Source organism: Actinokineospora auranticolor, assembly GCF_041897805.1.
Classification (GTDB): Bacteria; Actinomycetota; Actinomycetes; order Mycobacteriales; family Pseudonocardiaceae; genus Actinokineospora; species Actinokineospora auranticolor.
Genome location: NZ_CP154825.1, coordinates 7,920,334 through 7,940,703 on the forward strand (window position 1 = coordinate 7,920,334; position 20,370 = coordinate 7,940,703).

General features: G+C 69.7%; 18 protein-coding genes. 1 reads left to right on the top strand and 17 read right to left on the bottom strand.

Annotated elements, in window-relative coordinates:
• Positions 1–3 precede the first annotated feature (3 nt).
• The 15 genes from V5P93_RS34640 to V5P93_RS34710 all read right to left on the bottom strand — a co-directional run bounded on the left by V5P93_RS34640 (position 4) and on the right by V5P93_RS34710 (position 17,083).
• Positions 4–1,605 carry an NADH-quinone oxidoreductase subunit M gene (locus V5P93_RS34640; protein WP_104477924.1) on the bottom strand — a complete coding sequence of 534 codons (1,602 nt, stop codon included), beginning with the start codon at positions 1,603–1,605 and terminating at the stop codon, positions 4–6.
• The gene (gene nuoL, locus V5P93_RS34645; protein ID WP_104477923.1) at positions 1,602–3,545 is read right to left on the bottom strand and encodes an NADH-quinone oxidoreductase subunit L; all 1,944 of its coding nucleotides are present in this window, start codon (positions 3,543–3,545) and stop codon (positions 1,602–1,604) included. Before nuoL ends, V5P93_RS34640 begins: the two co-directional genes overlap by 4 nt.
• 24 nt (positions 3,546–3,569) lie before the next feature.
• Positions 3,570–3,869, bottom strand: coding sequence for an NADH-quinone oxidoreductase subunit NuoK (gene nuoK, locus V5P93_RS34650; protein ID WP_104477922.1), 300 nt, complete (start codon positions 3,867–3,869; stop codon positions 3,570–3,572).
• On the bottom strand, positions 3,866–4,699 hold the full coding sequence (locus V5P93_RS34655; RefSeq protein WP_104478295.1) for an NADH-quinone oxidoreductase subunit J: 834 nt from the start codon (positions 4,697–4,699) through the stop codon (positions 3,866–3,868). The genes nuoK and V5P93_RS34655 overlap by 4 nt, the downstream gene beginning before the upstream one ends.
• 5 nt (positions 4,700–4,704) lie before the next feature.
• The gene (nuoI, locus tag V5P93_RS34660) at positions 4,705–5,232 is read right to left on the bottom strand and encodes an NADH-quinone oxidoreductase subunit NuoI (protein ID WP_104477921.1); all 528 of its coding nucleotides are present in this window, start codon (positions 5,230–5,232) and stop codon (positions 4,705–4,707) included.
• Positions 5,229–6,521 (bottom strand): NADH-quinone oxidoreductase subunit NuoH, encoded by a 1,293-nt coding sequence (gene nuoH, locus V5P93_RS34665; RefSeq protein ID WP_104477920.1) that lies wholly within the window; start codon positions 6,519–6,521, stop codon positions 5,229–5,231. Before nuoH ends, nuoI begins: the two co-directional genes overlap by 4 nt.
• Positions 6,518–8,956 carry an NADH-quinone oxidoreductase subunit G gene (locus tag V5P93_RS34670; RefSeq protein ID WP_104477919.1) on the bottom strand — a complete coding sequence of 813 codons (2,439 nt, stop codon included), beginning with the start codon at positions 8,954–8,956 and terminating at the stop codon, positions 6,518–6,520. The genes nuoH and V5P93_RS34670 overlap by 4 nt, the downstream gene beginning before the upstream one ends.
• Positions 8,953–10,254, bottom strand: a complete 1,302-nt coding sequence (nuoF, locus tag V5P93_RS34675; RefSeq protein WP_104477918.1) for an NADH-quinone oxidoreductase subunit NuoF — start codon at positions 10,252–10,254, stop codon at positions 8,953–8,955. The genes V5P93_RS34670 and nuoF overlap by 4 nt, the downstream gene beginning before the upstream one ends.
• Positions 10,251–10,973, bottom strand: coding sequence for an NADH-quinone oxidoreductase subunit NuoE (nuoE, locus tag V5P93_RS34680; protein ID WP_374066607.1), 723 nt, complete (start codon positions 10,971–10,973; stop codon positions 10,251–10,253). Before nuoE ends, nuoF begins: the two co-directional genes overlap by 4 nt.
• Before the next feature lie 134 nt (positions 10,974–11,107).
• Positions 11,108–12,457 (bottom strand): NADH-quinone oxidoreductase subunit D, encoded by a 1,350-nt coding sequence (locus V5P93_RS34685; protein WP_104477917.1) that lies wholly within the window; start codon positions 12,455–12,457, stop codon positions 11,108–11,110.
• Positions 12,454–13,254, bottom strand: coding sequence for an NADH-quinone oxidoreductase subunit C (locus tag V5P93_RS34690; protein WP_104477916.1), 801 nt, complete (start codon positions 13,252–13,254; stop codon positions 12,454–12,456). The genes V5P93_RS34685 and V5P93_RS34690 overlap by 4 nt, the downstream gene beginning before the upstream one ends.
• Positions 13,255–13,258: 4 nt before the next feature.
• Positions 13,259–13,810, bottom strand: coding sequence for an NADH-quinone oxidoreductase subunit B family protein (locus V5P93_RS34695; protein WP_104477915.1), 552 nt, complete (start codon positions 13,808–13,810; stop codon positions 13,259–13,261).
• A 13-nt stretch (positions 13,811–13,823) separates the two neighbouring features.
• Positions 13,824–14,258 (bottom strand): NADH-quinone oxidoreductase subunit A, encoded by a 435-nt coding sequence (locus tag V5P93_RS34700; RefSeq protein WP_245931140.1) that lies wholly within the window; start codon positions 14,256–14,258, stop codon positions 13,824–13,826.
• An 891-nt stretch (positions 14,259–15,149) separates the two neighbouring features.
• Positions 15,150–15,671 carry a hypothetical protein gene (locus V5P93_RS34705; protein ID WP_146107949.1) on the bottom strand — a complete coding sequence of 174 codons (522 nt, stop codon included), beginning with the start codon at positions 15,669–15,671 and terminating at the stop codon, positions 15,150–15,152.
• Between the two features lie 119 nt (positions 15,672–15,790).
• Positions 15,791–17,083 (bottom strand): geranylgeranyl reductase family protein, encoded by a 1,293-nt coding sequence (locus V5P93_RS34710; protein ID WP_104477912.1) that lies wholly within the window; start codon positions 17,081–17,083, stop codon positions 15,791–15,793.
• Positions 17,084–17,189: 106 nt separating this feature from the next.
• On the opposite strand from V5P93_RS34710, the gene V5P93_RS34715 reads away from it, so the two are divergent.
• Positions 17,190–18,056, top strand: coding sequence for a DUF4328 domain-containing protein (locus V5P93_RS34715; RefSeq protein WP_104477911.1), 867 nt, complete (start codon positions 17,190–17,192; stop codon positions 18,054–18,056).
• On the opposite strand, the gene V5P93_RS34720 is transcribed toward V5P93_RS34715, so the two are convergent.
• Both V5P93_RS34720 and V5P93_RS34725 read right to left on the bottom strand, forming a co-directional pair.
• On the bottom strand, positions 18,053–18,745 hold the full coding sequence (locus V5P93_RS34720; RefSeq protein WP_104478293.1) for a demethylmenaquinone methyltransferase: 693 nt from the start codon (positions 18,743–18,745) through the stop codon (positions 18,053–18,055). The genes V5P93_RS34715 and V5P93_RS34720 overlap by 4 nt on opposite strands.
• Positions 18,746–19,259: 514 nt before the next feature.
• Positions 19,260–20,369, bottom strand: coding sequence for a glycosyltransferase (locus tag V5P93_RS34725; RefSeq protein ID WP_104477910.1), 1,110 nt, complete (start codon positions 20,367–20,369; stop codon positions 19,260–19,262).
• Position 20,370 lies beyond the last annotated feature (1 nt).

Sequence of the window (20,370 nt, forward strand, 5' to 3'; positions counted from 1 at the left end):
AGATCACTGACACTGCGGGCGCTCCTCTGCGGACTGGACCGGGTCGACCAGCTGGGCCTCGCACATCGTGGCGTTCACCGTCGGCGTCACGACGTCGAGCACGGGCTTCGGGAACAGGCCCAGGGCGACGATCAGCAGGAGCAGCGGCGCGAGCACCGCCTTCTCCCGGGTGTTCAGGTCGGCGATCGCCTTCTTGGCGCCGAGTTCCGGCGCGATCGCGGTGCCCGGTCCGCCGCCCGCGCCGATCAGCGCGTCACCGCGCACCGGGCCCTGCATGATCCGCTGGTAGAGCCAGAGCACGTAGAGCGCGGCGAGGACCATGCCGACGGTGGCGATGATCGTGTACACGGGCGCGTTCGGGAACGAGCCGATGAGCACCAGGAACTCGCTGATGAAGGAGTTGGTGCCGGGCAGCGACATCGAGCTCAGGCCCGCGATCAGCAGCATGGCCGCCAGTACCGGGGTCAGCTTGGCCATGCCGCCGTAGTCGGCGACCCGGGTGGAGCCGCCGCGGGAGATCACCATGCCGACCACCAGGATCAGCATGCCGGTGGCGATGCTGTGGTTGATCATGTAGGTGACCGAGCCGGTCAGCGACTGCGAGCTGAAGGCGAAGATGCCCAGGGCGATGAAGCCGAAGTGGGCGATCGAGACGTAGGCCAGGAAGCGCTTCATGTCGCGCTGCCCGGTGGCCAGCAGCGAACCGTAGATCACGCCGATCACGGCCAGCACCAGAACCAGCGGCGCCAGTTCCTTGCTGGCGGCGGGGAACATCGGCAGCAGGTAGCGCAGGAAGCCGAAGGTGCCGACCTTGTCCAGGATGCCGACCAGCAGCACCGCGACGCCGATCGGCGCCTCGGCGGTGGCGTCCGGCAGCCAGGTGTGCAGCGGCACCAGCGGCGCCTTGACCGCGAAGGCGATGAAGAAGCCGAGGAACAGCCAGATCTGCGTGCCCAGCGGCGCGTCGTGCACCACCCGGACCAGGGTGGCCCAGTCGAAGGTGCCCTTGCCCAGCTCGTCACCGGCCATCACGTAGCAGCCGATGACCGAGGCCAGCATGATCAGGCCGCCGAGGAACGAGTACAGGAAGAACTTCACCGCCGCGTACTGCCTGCGCGCCCCGCCGTAGGAGCCGATCAGGAAGTACATCGGGATCAGCATGATCTCGAACAGCACGTAGAACAGGAACACGTCGGTCGCGGCGAACACGCCGACGGTGAGCGCCTGCTCCAGCAGGATCAGCCCGAAGAAGCCGCCCTTGGTGCGGCCTTCCGGCAGCTTGTCCGCCCAGCCCGCGCCGATCACCAGCGGCACCAGCAGACCGATGACCGCGATCATGACCAGCGCGATGCCGTCGACCGCGAACGAGATGTGCACCCCGAAGGCCGGGATCCAGTCGAAGGAGAACGCCTGCTGCAGCCGGGCGCCGTCGGGCTTGAAGTTCACCCACGACGCGATGGCCAGCGCGAACTCCACGACCGAGAAGGCCAGCGCGGCGAGCTTGGCGGTGTGGTCGTTGCCGCGCAGCGCGGTCACCACCGCGGCGCCGACCAGCGGCACCAGCAGGAGCGCGGCCAGCAGCCAGGAACCGGTCCCGGACGTCATGCGAACCTCACCATCAGCAGTGCGGCGATCACCAGGATCGACCCTCCGAGCATGGAAAGCGCGTACGAGCGGACGAACCCGGTCTGCAGCCTGCGCAGCCGACCGGAGCTACCGCCCAGGCCCGCCGCGATGCCGTTGACCAGCCCGTCGACGCCGCGGTTGTCGACGAACACCAGGAACCTGGTGAGCCAGACGCCGGGGCGGGAGAACAGGGCCTCGTTGAGGTGGTTGCCGTAGAGGTCGGCGCGCGCGGCGCGGACCGGGAACGACACCCGCTGCGGCCGGGTGACCGGCTGCTCGCGGCGACCGAAGATGGCGAAGGCGATGGCCGCGCCGATCAGCGAGATGCCCACGGTGAGGATCGAGACCACGGTGTGGTTGAGCGGGCCGTGCGTCTCGACCAGTTCACCGACCGAGGGCTCCAGCCACGCGGGGAGCAGCCCCGACAGGATCGCGCCACCGGCCACGGAGCCGACCGCCAGGATGATCATCGGGATGGTCATCGTGGGGCCCGACTCGTGCGGGTGGTAGGCCCGGCCGTCCTCGCTCTTGAGGTTCTCCCAGCGCGGCTTGCCCAGGAACACCAGGATCAGCAGGCGGGTCATGTAGAACGCGGTGAGGCCCGCGCCCAGTAGCGCGATACCGCCGAAGACCCAGCCGCGGGTGCCGTGCGCGCCGAACGCGGCGGCGATGATGGCGTCCTTGGAGAAGTAGCCGGACAGGAACGGGAACCCGATCAGCGCCAGGTAGCCCAGGGTCCAGGTGACGAAGGTGATCGGCATCTTCCTGGCCAGGCCGCCGAGCCTGCGGATGTCGCCCTCGTCGTTCATGCCGTGCATGACCGAACCGGCGCCGAGGAACAGCCCGGCCTTGAAGAAGCCGTGCGTCAGCAGGTGCAGGATGCCCAGCGCGTACCCGGCCGGGCCGAGGCCGACCGCCAGGATCATGTAGCCGATCTGGCTGACCGTGGAGTACGCGAGGACCTTCTTGAAGTCGTCGTAGGCGCAGCCGATGATGCAGCCGATCACCAGGGTGACCGCACCGATGATCATCACCACGAAGCGCGCGTCCTCCGCCTGCGGCAGCGAGTACAGCGGGCTGGACCGGGCGATCAGGTACACGCCCGCGGTCACCATCGTCGCGGCGTGGATCAGCGCGGACACCGGTGTCGGACCGGCCATCGCGTCGGGGAGCCAGGCCTGCAACGGGAACTGGCCGGACTTACCGCAAGCACCCAGCAGCAGGAGGATGCCGATCGCGACCACGACGCCCGTGGACTGCTTGCCGATCTCGGCGAAGACCACGTCGTACTGGGTGCTGCCGATGTTCTTGAACATCAGGAAGATCGCCAGCGCCAGCCCGACGTCGCCGACGCGGTTCATCAGGAACGCCTTCTTCGCCGCCGTGGCCGCGAAGTTCTTCCCCTGGTACCAGCCGATCAGCAGGTAGGAGGCGAGACCGACGCCCTCCCAGCCGAAGTAGAGCGTCACGAAGCTGTTGCCCAGCACCAGCAGCAGCATCGCCGAGACGAACAGGTTCAGGTAGGCGAAGAACCGGCGCCGGTCCCGGTCGTCGGACATGTAGCCGATCGAGTAGATGTGGATCAGCGAACCCACACCGGTGATCAGCAGCACGAAGGTCAGCGACAGCGGGTCGATGCGCAGCCCGAACTCGACGTCGAGCGAGTTGACCGATATCCAGTCGAACACGTGCAGGTTCGCGACCCGCCCCTCGGCGGGCAGCGACTTGGTGTCGAAGAACAGGATCACGCCGTAGACGAACGCGGCGATGACGGTGCCGCTACCGAGCAGGTGGCCCCACTTGTCGGTCCGGCGCCCGCCCAGCAGCAGCACCGCGGCGCCCACCGCGGGCAGCACCAGCAGCAGCCACGCCGCGCCCGCGACCCCGGAAGCCTGGTGGGCCTCGGCCGCGAGGTTCATGGTTCCCGTCACCTGAGGTTCCCCTTAGTACTTCAGCAGGTTGGAGTCGTCGACCGACGCCGTCCGGCGGGTGCGGAAGATCGACATGATGATCGCCAGGCCGATCACGACCTCGGCGGCGGCCACGACCATCACGAAGAACGCCATGATCTGCCCGGACAGCGAGCCGTTGATCCGCGCGAAGGTCACCAGCGAGAGGTTCACCGCGTTGAGCATCAGCTCGACGCACATGAACACCACGATGGCGTTGCGGCGCACCAGGACGCCGACGGCGCCGATGGTGAACAGCAGCGCGGACAGCAGCAGGTAGTAGGTCGGGGTCATGACCTGTCCTCCTTGCCGGGGGCGAGCGCCCGCGCGTCGGGGCCCGGCAGGGTCCCGGCGACGGCCTTGCGCTCCTGGTCCAGCTTCTCCGAGGCGGTGGCGTCGATGAGCCGCGACAGCGACTCCTCGGCGACCGAGCCGTCCGGCAGCAGTGCGGGGGTGGCCACCGAGTTCGACGTGGCGAACACGCCGGGGCCCGGCAGCGGCGACGGGCGGTCGTGCTCGCCGCGGAAGCGGGCCTCGACCAGTTCCTTCTGCGTCTTGCGGCCGCGCTGGTGGCGGTCCACGTAGCCGAGGACCATGGCGCCGACCGCGGCGGTGATCAGCAGCGCGGAGGTCAGCTCGAACGGGAAGACGTACTCGTCGAACAGCGACTTGCCGATGCTCTTGACGTTGCCCGCGTTGGCGTTGGGCTCGGCCAGGCCGACCGAGCGCACGTCGGTCAGCGCGCGGGCGACCGCGGTCACGATGAGCACGGCCAGCCCGACGCCGAGCACACCGGCCCAGAGCCGCTGCCCGCGCAGCACCTCGACCACGGAGTCCGAGGAGTCCCGGCCGACCAGCATGAGCACGAACAGGAACAGCATCATGATCGCGCCGGTGTAGACGATGATCTGCACGAAGCCCAGGAACGGGGCCTGCTGCACCAGGTAGATCACGCCGAGGCTGAGCATGGTCAGCACCAGGAACAGCGCCGAGTGCACGGCGTTGCGGGCGAAGATCATGCCGAGCCCGCCCGCGAGCGCGAGCGGGCCGAGCACCCAGAACGCCACCGCCTCGCCGGTGGTGACCTGGGTGGCGGTGTTCACCGCCGCCTGGGCCAACAACATCGCGCTCACTTGGCCGCCTCCGCGTTCTTGGCGAGCTGCGGACCGTTGACGTAGTAGTCCTGCTCGTTGTCACCGAGCCGCATCGGGTGCGGCGGCTGCTCCATGCCCGGCAGCAGCGGCGCCATGAGCTGTTCCTTGGTGTAGATCAGCCGCTGGCGGTCGTCGTCGGCGAGCTCGAAGTCGTTGAGCATGGTCAGCGACCGGGTCGGGCACGCCTCGATGCACAGGCCGCAGCCGATGCAGCGCAGGTAGTTGATCTGGTAGTCGGCGCCGTAGCGCTCACCGGGGGAGAACCGCGCGTCCTCGGTGTTGTCGCCGCCCTCGACGAAGATGGCGTCCGCCGGGCAGGCCCACGCGCACAGCTCGCAGCCGACGCACTTCTCCAGCCCGTCCGGGTGCCGGTTGAGCTGGTGGCGGCCGTGGTAGCGGGGCGCGGTGCCGGGGAAGTTCTCCGGGTACTCCTCGGTGACGACCTTCTTGAACATGGTCGAGAAGGTGACCCCGAACCCCTTGAGGGGATCAAAGATGCTCACTGGTCAGACTCCTTGTCCGCACCGGCGCCGACGGCGGCCTTCTCGCGCCTGCGCCGCACCCTCGGCTTGAGGTCCTCCTTGTTGGGGACCACGAGGTCCAGCGGCGGGACCGGGTAGCCGCTGCCGGTGACCGGGACCTGGTTGTCCGGCTGCACCTCGCGGTCCGGCAGCAGCAGGCTGAGCCCGACGAGCAGGGCGAGCACGACGGCGCCGATGGTGATGAAGACCCCGGCCGGGATGTCGTTCTCCTGGCGCAGCACCCGCAGCGTGACCACGGCCATGATCCACACCAGGTTGGCCGGGACCAGGACCTTCCAGCCGAGGCGCATGAACTGGTCGTAGCGCAGCCGGGGCAGCGTGCCGCGCAGCCAGATGAAGACGAACAGGAACAGCCAGGTCTTGCCGAAGAACCACAACAGCGGCCACCAGCCGGTGTTGAAGTAGTTGTCGCCGATCAGCGAGATCGGCCACGGCGCCATGTAGCCGCCGAGGAACAGCGTCGTGCAGAAGGCCGAGACGATGACCATGTTGACGTACTCGGCGAGGAAGAACAGCGCGAACTTCATCGAGCTGTACTCGGTGTGGAAGCCGCCGACCAGCTCCGACTCGGCCTCGGGGAGGTCGAAGGGGGCGCGGTTGGTCTCGCCGATCATCGAGATGAAGTAGATGGCGAAGCTCGGGATCAGCAGGACGCCGTACCAGCCCCGGGATTGCGCGTCGACGATGTCGCCGGTGGACAGCGATCCGGAGTAGAGGATGACCGCGACGATCGACAGACCCATGGCGATCTCGTAGGAGATCACCTGCGCGGCCGAGCGCAGACCGCCGAGCAGCGGGTACGGCGAGCCGGAGGACCAGCCCGCGAGCACGATGCCGTAGACGCCCATCGACGAGCAGGCCAGCACCACCAGCACGCCGACCGGCAGGTCGACCAGCTGCAGCACGGTGCGCTCGCCGAAGATCGAGACCTCCGGTCCGAACGGGATCACCGAGAAGGCCAGGAACGCCGGGATCGTGGACATGATCGGCGCCAGGAAGTAGACCTTCCGGTCGGCCGTCTCCGGGATGATCTGCTCCTTGAACGGGAGCTTGATCGCGTCCGCGATGGACTGGAACCAGCCGTTCGGGCCGACCCGGTTGGGGCCGGGGCGGTGCTGCATCCTGGCCACGATCTTGCGCTCCAGGATGATCATCGCCATGGTCGCCACCGCGCCGAGCAGCAGCAGCACCACGGCCTTGATCAGGATCAGCCAGAGCGGGTCGTCGGCCAGGAGTTGGGCCCTGGTCATGCGTTGCCTCCACTAACCGTCACCACGGCACCGTGGCCGACACCCAGGGTGCGGCGCACGGTCGAGCCCGGGGAGTTGCCCGGCAGCCAGACCACGCCGTCGGGCAGGTCGGCGATCTGCACGGGAACCGAGACCGCGCCCCGCTCGGTGGACACCCGCGCGGTGCCCGCGACGCCGAGGTCGGTGGCGGTCTTGAGGGACAGGCGCGCGTAGACCGGGCGGGCGGTGCCCGCCAGGTGCGGCTCGCCGTCCTGCAGCGACCCGTTGTCCAGCAGCTGCCGCCAGGACGCCAGCACCGCCTGCCCCGCACCCGGGCTCGCCGGGGCGGGCGCGGTGTCGGGGGTGGCGGCGGTGCGCGCCACAGCGGGCAGCCGGGCCAGGTCGGCCGCGCTGGCGGCGGGGGTCTGGGTGAACAGGTCGACGTCCATCTCCACGGCCAGCGAGTCGAGCACCCGGCCGTCGGGCAGCGCGCCCGTGCCCTCGAGGGTGTGCCCGAACTCGCGGACCCGACCCTCCCAGTTCAGGTAGCTGCCGGACTTCTCGACCGCCGGGGCGATCGGGAAGACCACGTCGGCGAGCGCGGTGGCCGCGCTGTGCCGCAGTTCGAGGCTGACCACGAACCCGGCCTCGCCGATCGCGCGCAGCGCCAGCTCCGGGTCGGCCAGGTCGTACGGGTCGACCCCGCCGAGCACCAGGCCGTCGAGCTTGTGGTTGTCGGCGGCGGCGAGGATGGCGTCGGTGTCGCGGCCGACCGCGGTGGGCAGCGCCCCCTCGGCCAGACCCCAGACCTGCTCGACCACGGCGCGGGCCTTGTCGTCGCCGACCAACCGGCCGCCGGGCAGCAGGTTCGGCGCGGCACCGGCGTCGAGCGCGCCGCGCTCACCGGCCCGGCGCGGGATCCACGCGACCTTGGCGCCGGTGCCCGCGGCCAGCCGCAGCACCGCGCTGTAGAGGCCCGGCACCTGGGCGGCGCGCTCGCCGACCAGGATGACCGCGCCCGCGGCGCCCAGCGCCGCGGTGACGTCCGGCGCGTGCGCGGCCAGGCCGTCGAGCGCGGCCGGTTCGCCGCCGGGGACGCAGGCGAGCAGCGTGCCGTTGGTCTTGGTGACGCTCGGGCTCGTCCACTGGCCGAGGTGGAAGACCTTGGTCTTGTTCTTGCGGGCCGCCTTGCGCAGCCGCAGGAACACGATCGGCGCTTCCTCCTCCGGCTCGAACGCGACCAGCAGCGCGGCCGGCGCGTTCTCGATGCCGCGGAAGGTCACCCCGGTCTCCGGGGTGGTGCCGACCACGGTGGAGGCGAGGAACTCCAGCTCCTCCGCGGAGTGCGGGCGGGCGCGGAAGTCGATGTCGTTGGTGCCCAGGGCGATGCGGGCGAACTTGCCGTACGCGTAGGCGTCCTCGACGGTCAGCCGACCGCCGGTGAGCACCCCGACACCCTTGCCCGCGCGGGCCTTGAGCAGCCCCTCGGCGGCCACCTGCAGCGCCTCGGTCCAGCTGGACTCGACCAGCTCACCGGTCTTCGCGTCGCGCACCAGCGGCCGGGTGATCCGGTCGCCCGCGGTGGCGTAGCGGAAGCCGAAGCGGCCGCGGTCGCAGATCCACTCCTCGTTGACCTCGGGGTCATCGCCCGCGAGCTTGCGCATCACCTTGCCGCGCCGCCAGTCCGTGCGCTCGGCGCAGCCGGACGAGCAGTGCTCGCACACGCTCGGCGTGGACACCAGGTCGAACGGCCGCGACCGGAACCGGTACGCGGCGCTGGTGAGCGCGCCCACCGGGCAGATCTGGATGGTGTTGCCGGAGAAGTAGCTCTGGAAGGGCTTCTCCTCGGCGATCCCGATCTGCTGCTGGGCGCCGCGCTCGAGCAGCTCGATGAACGGGTCGCCCGCGATCTGCGCCGAGAACCGGGTGCAGCGCTGGCAGAGCACGCAGCGCTCGCGGTCGAGCAGCACCTGGGTGGACACCGGGATCGGCTTGGCGAAGGTCCGCTTGGTCTCGACGAAGCGGGACTCGGTGCGGCCGTGCGCCATGGCCTGGTTCTGCAGCGGGCACTCGCCGCCCTTGTCGCAGATCGGGCAGTCCAGCGGGTGGTTGATGAGCAGCAGCTCCATCACACCCTGCTGAGCCTTGTCGGCGACCGGCGAGGTCAGCTGGGTCTTGACCACCATGCCGTCGGCGACGGTGATGGTGCAGGAGGCCTGCGGCTTGGGCATCGGCCGCCCGCCCATCTCCACCTCGACCAGGCACTGGCGGCAGGCACCGGCCGGGTCGAGCAGGGGGTGGTCGCAGAACCGGGGGATCTGGATGCCCAGCCGCTCCGCGGTGCGGATGACCAGCTCGCCCTTGGGCGCGTCGACGACCTGGCCGTCGACGGTCAGCCGGACGTGGCCCTCGGGCACCGGCGTGGTCTCTACGGGGTTCTCCGGCGCGATGGTCATGACTGCGCTCCTGCGTAAGCCGGGGCGTTCCGGTTCGCCGCGCACAGCGCGAGGAACTCGTCGCGGAAGTACTTGATACCGCTCTGGATCGGGCTGACGGCGCCGTCGCCGAGCGCGCAGAACGAGCGGCCGAGGATGTTGTCGCAGATGTCGAGCAGGGTCTCGATGTCGGACTCGGTGCCCTTGCCCTCGACCATCCGCTCCAGGATGCCGGTGAGCCAGTAGGTGCCCTCGCGGCACGGCGTGCACTTGCCGCACGACTCGTGCTCGTAGAACTGGGTCCACTTCATGACCGCCCACGGCACGGACACGGTCTCGTTGAAGACCATGACCGCGGTGGTGCCCAGCATCGAGCCCGCCGCCGCGGCGCCCTCGAAGTCCAGCGGGACGTCGAGGTGCTCGGCGGTGAACATCGGGGTGGACGAGCCGCCGGGGGTCCAGAACTTCAGCGGGATGCCGTCCTTCATGCCACCCGCCAGTTCCAGCAGCTCGCGCAGCGTGGTGCCGAGCGGGGCCTCGAACTGGCCCGGGTTGGTCACGTGGCCGGAGATCGAGTAGATCTTCGGGCCGGGCGACTTCTCGGTGCCCATGGTGCGGAACCAGTCCGCGCCGCCGTTGACGATGAACGGCACGCTGGCGATGGTCTCGACGTTGTTCACCGTGGTCGGCGCGGCGTAGAGACCGGCGGCGGCGGGGAACGGCGGCTTGAGCCGCGGCTGGCCGCGGCGGCCCTCCAGCGAGTCGAGCAGCGCGGTTTCCTCGCCGCAGATGTAGGCGCCCGCGCCCGCGTGGACGGTGATCTCCAGGTCGTAGCCGGAGCCCAGGATGTCCTTGCCGAGGTAGCCCGCGGCGTGCGCCTCGCGCACCGCCGCGTTCAGCCGCCGGATGCAGTGCAGGGCCTCACCGCGCACGTAGATGAAGCAGTGGTGCGACCGCATCGCGTACGAGGCGATGACGCAGCCCTCGATCAGCGAGTGCGGGTCGGCCATCATCAGCGGGATGTCCTTGCACGTGCCCGGCTCGCCCTCGTCGGCGTTGATCACCAGGTAGTGCGGCTTGTCCTCGTTGGGCGGCATGAACGACCACTTGATGCCCGACGGGAACCCGGCACCGCCGCGACCGCGCAGGCCCGACGCCTTGACGACCTCGACCAGCTGCTCGGGGGTGCCCGCGAGCGCCTTGCGCAGCGCGGTGTAGCCCTCCAGCTGCTCGTAGGTCTTGATCGACCACGAGGTCGGGGAGAGCCAGCGCTTGGTCAGGACGGGCGTGACCGGCGCGGGCTTGTTCGGGGCGCTCACTTCTTCTCCACCTCCGGCAGGGGCGGGTTCGGCATCGCGGGCGCGGTCCAGCCGCGCTCCTCGGCCAGCTTCGCGCCGCGCAGCGTCTCCACCGCGGCGCTGGGGCCGTCCACGGTGGCCCGGTAGTCGATCTCGTCCTCGGGCCAGAACCCGGCCAGCTCCAGCTCCGCGGTGCGGAAGTCGCGCAGCGGGGCGCCCCGGGTCGGCGCGGGCTTCTCGCCCTTGCGCAGGGCGTCGACGAGCGCGACGGCCTTGTCCGGGGTCTGGTTGTCGAAGAACTCGTAGTTGACCTGGATGACCGGACCGAGGTCGCAGGCCGCCAGGCACTCGGCGTGCTCCAGCGTGATCGAGCCCGGCTGCCCCGGCTCGCCCACGGTCTCGTTGTGGCCCAGGCGCTTGCCGTCCGCACCGAGGTGCTCGCCGAGCTTCTTGTAGATCTCGTCGCCGCCCAGCACCGCGCACAGGGTGTTGGTGCAGACGCTGACCAGGTGCTCGCCGCAGCTCTTGCGCTTGTACATCGTGTAGAAGGTGGCGACCGCGCTGACCTCGGCGGCGGTCAGGTCCAGCTGCAGCGCGCAGAACTGGATGCCCGCCTGGCTGACCCGGCCCTCGACCGACTGCACCAGGTGCAGCATCGGCAGCAGCGCCGACCGCGACTGCGGGTACCTGGCGATGATCGCCTGGGCCCGCTCGACGGTCTTGGCGTCGAAGACGCTCAGGTCCTCGGCGGTGTCGGTGACCAGGTGCTCGGCCTCGACCGGGGCGATGCCCACGACGTCGGTGTCGGGCACCGTCGCCTGGTGGGTGTCACCGGCGCCCAGGCTGGAGCCACCGTACGTGGAACCGGTGCTGCTCAACGGTCACACCCTCCCATCACGGGGTCGATCGAGGCCACGGCCGCGATGACGTCGGCGACCATGCCGCCCTCGGACATCGCGGGCATCGCCTGCAGGTTCACGAAGCTGGGTTCGCGCACGTGCACGCGGACCGGGCGGGTGCCGCCGTCGGAGACCAGGTGGTAGCCCAGCTCGCCGCGCGGGGACTCCACCGGCACGTAGACCTGGCCCGCCGGGACGTGGAAGCCCTCGGTGACCAGCTTGAAGTGGTGGATCAGCGACTCCATCGACTGACCCATGATCTTGCGCACGTGCTCCAGCGAGTTGCCCATGCCGTCGGGGCCGATGGTGAGCTTCGCGGGCCAGGCCACCTTCTGGTCCTCGACCATCACCGGGCCCGGCTCGAGCTTCTTGAGCGCCTGGTTGATGATCCGCAGCGACTGGTGGATCTCCTCGACGCGCAGCAGGTAGCGGGCCCAGGCGTCGGCGTCGGTCGAGGTGGGGACCTCGAAGTCGTACTCCTCGTAGCCCAGGTACGGCTCGGTCTTGCGCAGGTCCCAGCCCAGACCGGCGGAGCGCAGGATCGGGCCGGTGATGCCCAGCGCGAGGCAGGCGTCCACGGGCAGGTAGCCGACGCCCTTGAGGCGGTTGCGCCAGATCGGCTGACCGGTGAGCAGCTTGTCGTAGTCCGGCAGGCGCTTGGCCATGACCTGCAGGAACTCTTTGACCTTGGTCTCGTAGCCGTCCGGCAGGTCCTGGGCGACACCGCCGGGGCGGATGAACGCGTGGTTCATCCGCAGGCCGGTGATGAACTCCAGCAGGTGCAGGGCCTCTTCGCGCTCGCGGAAACCCGCGGTCATCGCGGTCAGCGAGCCGAGTTCCATGCCGCCGGTGGCCAGCGCGACCAGGTGCGAGGAGATGCGGTTGATCTCCAGCAGCAGCACCCGGATGACCTGGGCCCGGCGCGGGACCTCGATGCCGAGCAGCTTCTCGACGGCCATGCAGTACGCGGCCTCGTTGGACAGCGGCGCGAGGTAGTCCATGCGCGTCACGAAGGTGACGCCCTGGGTCCAGGTGCGGTACTCGCAGTTCTTCTCGATGCCGGTGTGCAGGTAGCCGATGACCGAGCGGGCCTGGGTGACCGTCTCGCCCTCGAGCTCCAGCACCAGGCGCAGCACGCCGTGCGTGGACGGGTGCTGCGGGCCGAGGTTGATCACGATCCGCTCGTCGTGGATCGCGTCCTCCAGGACGCTGTCCCAGTCGCCGCCGGTGACCGTGTAGACGCGGCCCTCGGTGGTGTCCCTGGTCTCCGCGTCCGGGATGCGGCTGTCCGTGGCCGTTGGGATGTTCTCGCTGCTGGTGGTCACGAGTACGACCTCCGCTGGTCCGGCGGAGGGATCTCCGCGCCCTTGTACTCCACCGGGATGCCGCCGAGCGGGTAGTCCTTGCGCTGCGGGTGGCCGTCCCAGTCGTCCGGCATGAGGATCCGGGTCAGCGCGGGGTGGCCGTCGTAGACGATGCCGAACATGTCCCACGTCTCGCGCTCGTGCCAGTCGGCCGTCGGGTAGACCTCGACGACGGACGGCACGTGCGGGTCGTCCACGTCCACCGCGACCTCCAGCCGGATGCGGCGGCGGTAGGTCATCGAGGTGAGGTGGTAGACCGAGTGCAGCCGCTGCGGCACGTCCACGCCGTAGTCCACACCGGACACCGAGCTGCACAGCTCGAAGCGCAGCGAGGTCTCGTCGCGCAGCAACCGGCACAGCTCGAGCAGGTGCTCGCGGCGGACGTAGAAGGTGATCTCGCCGCGGTCGACGGTGGTCTGCTGGATGGCGTCCGCGGGGACCCCGCGGGTGGCCATCGCGGCGGTGAAGTCGTCGGTGAACTCGTCGAACCAGCCGCCGTAGGGCCGCTCGGCCGGGGCCGGGCTGTAGGCGGGCAGCGAGAGGCCGCCGAAGCCGGAGGTGTCGCCGGTGCCCGCGACGTTGAACATGCCCTTGCGGGTGCGACCGGCCTGGACCGGCTCGGCCGGGACCGGGGCGCGGTGCTCGGCGACCGCGCCGGGCTCCTGGACGCCGTCGGCGGGCTGCTGGGCGCTGGAGTGCGCGGCGCCCGTGGCCTTGCCCGCGTCCGCTTCGGGGGTGGTGGGATTCTCGTCAGCCATCAGTTCACTTCTTCTTCGCGAACTTCACAGTGGATGCGATCAGCTCCGTGCGCGCCCCGCTGGCCGCGCGGATGGCGGCCCGGGTGGCGTTGATCGGCTCGTCGCCGATCTTGGCGTGCAGCTTCAGGATCGCGTCGAGCAGCATCTCCGGGCGCGGGGGGCAGCCGGGCAGGTACATGTCGACCGGGACCACGTGGTCGACGCCCTGCACCACGGCGTAGTTGTTGAACATGCCGCCGGATGACGCGCACACGCCCATGGCCAGCACCCAGCGGGGCTCGGCCATCTGGTCGTAGATCTGGCGCAGCACCGGGGCCATCTTGTTGGTGACCCGGCCCGCCACGATCATCAGGTCGGCCTGGCGCGGGGAGGCGCGGAAGGCCTCCATGCCGAAGCGGGCGATGTCGTAGCGCGGACCGCCGGTGGTCATCATCTCGATGGCGCAGCAGGCCAGCCCGAACGTCGCGGGCCACAGCGAGTTCTTGCGGCCCCAGTTCACCAGCTTCTCCAGGCTGGCCAACATGATGCCGTTGGGCAGCTTCTCCTCGATTCCCATATCGCGCCCCCTTTCAGTTCCAGTCGAGCCCGCCGCGCCGCCACACGTAGGCGTAGGCGAAGCCGACCGTCGCGATGAACAAGAAGATCTCGACCAGGCCGAACAGGCCCAGGACGTCAGCCGACACCGCGAACGGGTAGAGGAACACCATCTCGATGTCGAAGAGGATGAAGAGCATGGCCGTGAGGTAGTAGGCCACCGGGACGCGGCCACCGCCGATCACCGGCTGGGGGGACGGCTCGATGCCGCACTCGTAGGCCGCCACCTTGGCCCGGTTGTAGCGGCTGGGGCCGAGCAGCGGGCCGAGCAGCGCGGAGAGGACCGCGAACGCCGCGGCGATCACGAACAGGACCACGAGGGGCAGGTAAACCCCCAGGTCGGACGACACATCCGGCGGCTGGGCCAGCGTCCGGGTCAGCGACGCTAGGGCTGGCGTTCCAGCGAGCATGGGCACCTTCTCGTCCTTTCCCGCGTCCTACGGTCGGAACCCTATGGGCCGTGGGTCACAGCACTGCTTGTTAGGCAGCCCTAACCGACCGTTGCCAACGCTTGTGAAAACATTCACAATCTAGACCCGCAGTTGTGAACGGCTTCACAAGCATCGGGGCCAGTGTAGGACCTTCCTCACAGCGCGAAACCCGGCCCCCTCGACAACTCTGCGTGAACCCTCGGTGATCGACAGCACTCGCCTGACCTGCGCTAACACCCCGCTTGCGCGAGCTACCAGACCAATTCCGACGCGGTGCGGAACAACGCGGGGGATTTACGCGGGAAACAGCCGTACACGCCAGAATCACCACTCGACACCATCCCGATAGCGAATTGCTACGCCGTACACCGAACTTCCCTCGACGTTCGAGCTTCCGACGCTCCCGGCGAATCCCCCACCCGAACCACCCGAAGGTGTAGCGGCGCCGGACCCCCCACTTCACTAGCCTCGACCCCGAGAGCCCGACGCCGTGGGCGGCGGGTGAGTCGTGGCGGTCAGGTGCTTTCCGGGGCAGACCGGGACCCTGACCCCGCGCACAGGGCAGGAGTTCATCACCGTGGGTGGTGGGCGAGTCGTAGGACCGGGTGTGACCGGGGCAGACCGGAACCCCGGTCCTGCGCACGAAGCAGGAGTTCGCCGTCGTGGGCGGTGGGCGAGTCGTAGAGCCAGGTGCTACCCGCGGCAAAACGGGACCCTGGCCCTGCGCATCCACCCGAAGGTGTGGCGGCACGCCACTGGCCGATCAGCTAAGCTGGTGGCGAGAGTTCATCACCGTGGGTGGTGGGCGAGTCGCAAGGCCAGGTGCACCTGGGGCAGACCGGGACCCTGGCCTTACGCATGTCCAGGGTATTAGCACCCTGTGGACACCATGAACTGGAAGATCTGGGGCGCCAGTTCCGCGTGGTAGTGCCCTTGTCCGAACGTTGCCGCTCGCACGGCACCGGCCACGATGTCCGCCACCCAGAACAACGGCTCGTCTTTGCCGAGAACGTGCGACACATGGAACTCGGTCGCCTTGGGCAAGTTGTGTCTTGCACCGGTGATGGTGTGGACGTCCCGCCCGTTGAGCTGGATCGAGCGCCCTTCCATGACGAGAGCGGTCACACCGAGCCCGTGCAGTTCGAAAACCAAACGCTCGAGGCACTTGGCCCTGGCGCGCTCCTGTCGCCGACAAGGCACCGGCGAGCCGACAACGACCACGTGCGAGCCGCCCAACCCCACCACCGAGCGAACAGCGCGTGCTCGCTCCTGCTCGTCCATCTCGTGCCAATGCGATTTCCTGATTCGCCGGGCACCTCGCAGCTCGAGCATCGCCGCACGTGCGCGTTCTTGCTCCGGCGCCTCGTACACAGCCGCTGCCAGCACGTACACGCCTCCCCCATCGTCTGTCTCGAGGAAGGACTCGTCCGCGAAAGCCTGCGGGGAGGGAGAAAGCACCGATCAAGGGTAGGGCTCGGAAAGCCGTTAACCCGATCGAGGCATTGGGGTGGCTACAGGCTGGGGGTCACCCGGGTGGCGGCGGTGATGATGCGGTCGTAGGCGTCGCCGTCCTTGGGGTCGTAGAGGCCCGCGAGGAGTTTGAGGACGAGCTTCATCAGCGTCTTCCGGGGGAGGCCGTACTTGGTGGCCACGCCCATGACGGTGGGGTTGCCGATGAGGCGGGAGAAGACGTTGCCCAGGCGGTAGTAGCTGCCCAGGGCCTGCTTCAGGGCCACCGGGTAGCCGTCCAGGGCGCGTTCGCGGGCGGGGCCTTCAGGGCGGGCCAGGGCCTGGACGACGCACTCAGCGGCGAGCCGGGCCGACTCCATGGCGTAGCCGATGCCCTCGCCGTTGAAGGGGTTGACCATGCCGCCCGCGTCCCCGACCAGCAGCAGGCCCGCGCGGTAGTGCGGTGTGCGGTTGAAGCCCATGGGCAGCGCCGCGCCGCCGACCTTGCCGATGGCGTTCTCCTCGCGGAAACCCCAGTCCTCCGGGGTCCCGTCCAGCCAGGAGCGCATCAGCTTCCGGTAGTCGGTGCTGCCGAAGGCGCTCGACGTCGACAGGATGCCGAGGCCCGCGTTGACCGTGCCGTCGCCCATGCCGAAGAGCCAGCCGTAGCCGGGGAGCAGGACCGGGTTCTCCGGGTCGGAGCGGTCCCACAGCTCCAGGTGCGACTCGAGGTAGTCGTCCTTGCTGCGCGGGCTCGCGTAGTACCGGCGGACCGCGACCCCCATCGGCCTGCTATCGATCTTGTCCAGCCCCACCGACAGCGCCAGCCGCGCCGACACGCCGTCGCAGGCCAGGACCAGGGGCGCGCGGTAGGTCACCGGGGTCTTGTCCGGTCCCGCCTTGGCCGCCACGCCCACTACGCGCCCGTTGGCCACGACGGCCTCGGTGACCGTGGTCTGCTCCAGGAGCCTCGCCCCGGCGCGCTGGGCCGTGCGGGCCAGCATCTCGTCGAAGTCCTGGCGGGGGCGCACGACGCCGTACGGGGGGAAGGTGGCCAGGTCGGGCCAGTCCAGCTCCATCGTGATGCCGCCGCCGACCACGCGCAGGCCGCGGTTGTGCAGCCAGCCCGCTTCCTCGCGGGTGTCGACGCCCAGGTCGATGAGCTGCTTGACCCCGCGCGGGGTGAGCCCGTCGCCGCAGACCTTCTCGCGGGGGAAGGTGCTCTTCTCCAGCAGGAGCACGTCGAGCCCGGCCCTGGCCAGGTACGTCGCGGCGGTGGACCCTGCGGGCCCCGCGCCCACGACGATGACCTCAGCGTCCTCGCCAGCCTTGCGGCGGCCGACCGTCGTGCTCATCGCGCTCCTTGTGAAAGCCTTCACGTACTCGGTCGAGTCTAGAGGGAACTGAAACGACCGGACTGTGATCAGCGATCCACCCGGGACTGCTCTTGGAGGGCGCACGATGACCGATCCGGACACCACCGCGACTCCGGCGTTCGGCATCCCCAGGATAGAGGTCGAACCGGAGGACACGCCCCCGTTCGGCATCCCGGCGGTCAGCGTCCCCGTGCACCTGACCCGGGACGCCGACGACGAGACCTCGGTCATCCAGGACACGCCCCTCACCGACGACGACCCGGTCGTCGAGGCCATCGCGCTGCCGCACGAGCCGGAGCTGGCCCGCCCGGCCCGCGCCGCCCGGTTCGTCGCGTCGGCGTTCATCCTGCTCACCGCCGCCGTCGGCGCCCTCTCCGCCTGGCAGGCCTGGCGCTCGTACTGGTTGGTCCGCGACTTCTACTCGGCCATCCCGACCGTCACCAACGAGCAGCTGCAGACCGCGACCGACCGCAGCACCTGGCTCTCCTACGGCTGGATGGCGGGCGTCGCGTTGTCCGGCGTCGCGTTCATCGTCTGGCTGTGGCGGGCCCGGATCAACGCCGCCCGCGTCTGCGACGCGCCGCACCGGCTGCGGATCCGCTGGTCGGTGCTGTCCTGGTTCATACCCATCGGCAACCTGTGGCTCCCCCAGATGGTCCTCGGCGACGTCTGGCGCGCCAGCCGCCCGGACACCCCGGCACGCGGCGGGAACCTGCGGAAGGTGCGGGCGGGCAAGCTGATCGGCGTCTGGTGGGCGCTGTTCCTGCTCACCCACGCGGTGGACCTGGCCGCGGTGAACCTGATCAAGGACGACAGCAGCGTCCAGACCTTCGAGCGGGTGTTCTTCGCCAACGCGGCCAGCGGCGGCCTCGCCGTGCTGTCCGCCCTGGCCATCCTGGTCGTCATGCGCCGGGTCGACCGCTGGCAGGCCGACCGGGAGCTGATCCGCTAGTCGGCCGGGTTGGTCGCCCGGTGCAGGGCGACGACTCCGAAGGTCAGGTTCAGCCACTCCACGTCCTGCCACCCCGCCTCGACGACCAGCCGCGCGACGGCCCGCTGGTCGTGCCAGTCGCGCATGGACTCGGCGAGGTAGGAGTAGGCCTCGCTGTTGGACGAGAACGGCCGCGTGACCAGCGGCAACGCCCGCAGCACGGTGTTGCGGTACAGCCACCGCAACGGCCGCAGCGGCGGCTGGGACACCTCGCAGATCACCAACCGACCCCCGGGCCGCACGACCCGGCGCATCTCGGCGAGGGCGGCGACGGTGTCGTTCATGTTGCGCAGCCCGAAGGACACGGTGACCGCGTCGAAGGCGTTCGTGGCGAACGGCAGGTGGAACGCGTCGGCGGCCACCCGAGGCACACCGCGGTCGGCGCCGCCGCGCAGCATCTCGAGGGAGAAGTCGGCGGCAACGCACCAGGCCCCGGAACGCGCGTACTCGGCGGTGGACACGGCGGTCCCAGCGGCCAGATCGAGCACCCGCTCCCCCGGCGAGGCGTCGAGCACCTGACGGGTGGTCTCACGCCACCGCCGGTCGAAGCCGAGGGTCATGACGGAGTTCGTGCGGTCATAGCCCTTGGCAACCCCGTCGAACATCTCGGCGATGTCGCGCGGATCCTTGTCCAAACCGGCTCGGGCCATCATGTGCGAAGAATACGAGGCCCGCTCGGACGGGGCGGTGCAGGTCCGCCCAGACCAACCCAACGAGCGTTCCGCCCTGGGCAGAGCCACTCGCCAACCCGATGCCAGCGCCCTCACACCCCCAGGCAGACAGCCACCCAACCTGCCGCGTCGGACTCACCACCCCAACGCTCTTCTTCTCCTCCTCCTCCCACACACAACCGCCGCAGGATCCCAGCCCCCACAGAACGCAATGCGGCTGTACCGGACCCACCCCATAACCGCCGCAGGATCCCAGGCCCCGCAGAACGCAACGCGCCCCTGCCATACGCCTTGATGGGGTGGACTTGCTTTGTGTGGGGGGGCGGACCTGCCAAGCAGGTCCGCCCCCCCCCCCACACAAAGACGTTCCACCCCATCGAGCAGACAGCGGGGGCGCGAAGAGTTCGGTGGGGGTTGGGCTGGCACACGTCGGCGGATGGCGGGTTCTGCTTGGTGGGGTGGAGGAAGTCGCGGGGCGGTTGTGGTGGGCAGGTCAACCCGCGCTGTGGGCGGTGAGCATGCCTTGGACCGAGGAGGGCCAGTCGAAGTCTTCGGCGCGGGATCGGGCGGCGGCTCGGCGGTCGGGTTCCGGGATCGACAGGAGACCTTCCACCGCTCCGGCGAAGGCCGGGGCGGCGTCCGCGACTGCTTGGCCGCAGTCCGGTCGGACGATCTCCGGCAGAGCCGACGACCGCGACACCACAACCGGTGTCCCCGAAGCCAGCGCCTCCAACGCGGCCAGGCCGAACGTCTCGTGCGGACCTGGAGCCAGGGACACGTCGGCGCTGGCCAGTAGGCGGGCGACGTCCGCGCGGTCCGCGACGAAGCCGAGGAAGGTCACCGGCAACCCCTGCGCCCGACGACGCAAAGCCGACATCCGGGGCCCATCCCCCGCCACGACCAGCCGGACGTTGTTGCCTGCCGTGTGGAGTTCGGCGAGGGTGTCGATGCTTCGCTCGACGTGCTTCTCCGGCGACAAGCGTCCACAGTGCACCAGCAGGGCGTCCGCGCCATGGGACAGGTCCGCGCGTAGTGCGCCGTCGTGGCGGGTGGGGGTGAACGTGGTCAGGTCTACGCCGAGTGGGACTCGGGTGACGTTTTCGACGCCAATACGGTCGAACTCCGCGCGAGCGAACTCGGTCGTGCACACAACCCGGTCGTAGTTGGTCGCCATGCGACGGTTAGCGGCATCCGCAACACCGCGCGCCATGGGGCCGGGCATGAGGAACTGCTCCAGCAGCCGATCCAGGCGCTCGTGGGAGATCACGACGCTCGGCACGTCGCGTTCCGCCGCCCACCGGCCCATGCCGCGCAGCGTCAACCGGTCGGAGACTTCCAGCCGGTCCGGCCGCAAACGCGACAGCAACGCCGATACCCGCAGCGGGTTCACCGCCCGGTAGCCCCCTGTACCGGGGATGCGTGGAGCGGGCAGTGTGATCCGGCGGACGCCCGTAGGCAATCGCTCGTCGCCGACCCTGCTTCCTGGCACCACCAAGGTCACGTCGTGCCCGCAGGCCGCGTAGCCTGCGCCGAGGTGGTGCAGTGCGGTGCGCAGGCCACCCGAACGTGGGCCGTAGAAGTTGGCGAGCTGCACGATGCGCATG

Excerpts from the sequence above, each read along its gene's own strand:
- V5P93_RS34690 (WP_104477916.1), bottom strand. The coding sequence starts at position 13,254 with ATGGCTGACGAGAATCCCACCACCCCCGAAGCGGACGCGGGCAAGGCC.
- nuoL (WP_104477923.1), bottom strand. The coding sequence starts at position 3,545 with ATGAACCTCGCGGCCGAGGCCCACCAGGCTTCCGGGGTCGCGGGCGCG.
- nuoH (WP_104477920.1), bottom strand. The coding sequence starts at position 6,521 with ATGACCAGGGCCCAACTCCTGGCCGACGACCCGCTCTGGCTGATCCTG.
- V5P93_RS34725 (WP_104477910.1), bottom strand. The coding sequence starts at position 20,369 with ATGCGCATCGTGCAGCTCGCCAACTTCTACGGCCCACGTTCGGGTGGC.
- V5P93_RS34655 (WP_104478295.1), bottom strand. The coding sequence starts at position 4,699 with ATGTTGTTGGCCCAGGCGGCGGTGAACACCGCCACCCAGGTCACCACC.
- V5P93_RS34695 (WP_104477915.1), bottom strand. The coding sequence starts at position 13,810 with ATGGGAATCGAGGAGAAGCTGCCCAACGGCATCATGTTGGCCAGCCTG.
- V5P93_RS34710 (WP_104477912.1), bottom strand. The coding sequence starts at position 17,083 with ATGAGCACGACGGTCGGCCGCCGCAAGGCTGGCGAGGACGCTGAGGTC.
- V5P93_RS34670 (WP_104477919.1), bottom strand. The coding sequence starts at position 8,956 with ATGACCATCGCGCCGGAGAACCCCGTAGAGACCACGCCGGTGCCCGAG.
- V5P93_RS34720 (WP_104478293.1), bottom strand. The coding sequence starts at position 18,745 with ATGGCCCGAGCCGGTTTGGACAAGGATCCGCGCGACATCGCCGAGATG.
- V5P93_RS34640 (WP_104477924.1), bottom strand. The coding sequence starts at position 1,605 with ATGACGTCCGGGACCGGTTCCTGGCTGCTGGCCGCGCTCCTGCTGGTG.
- V5P93_RS34715 (WP_104477911.1), top strand. The coding sequence starts at position 17,190 with ATGACCGATCCGGACACCACCGCGACTCCGGCGTTCGGCATCCCCAGG.
- nuoK (WP_104477922.1), bottom strand. The coding sequence starts at position 3,869 with ATGACCCCGACCTACTACCTGCTGCTGTCCGCGCTGCTGTTCACCATC.
- V5P93_RS34700 (WP_245931140.1), bottom strand. The coding sequence starts at position 14,258 with ATGCTCGCTGGAACGCCAGCCCTAGCGTCGCTGACCCGGACGCTGGCC.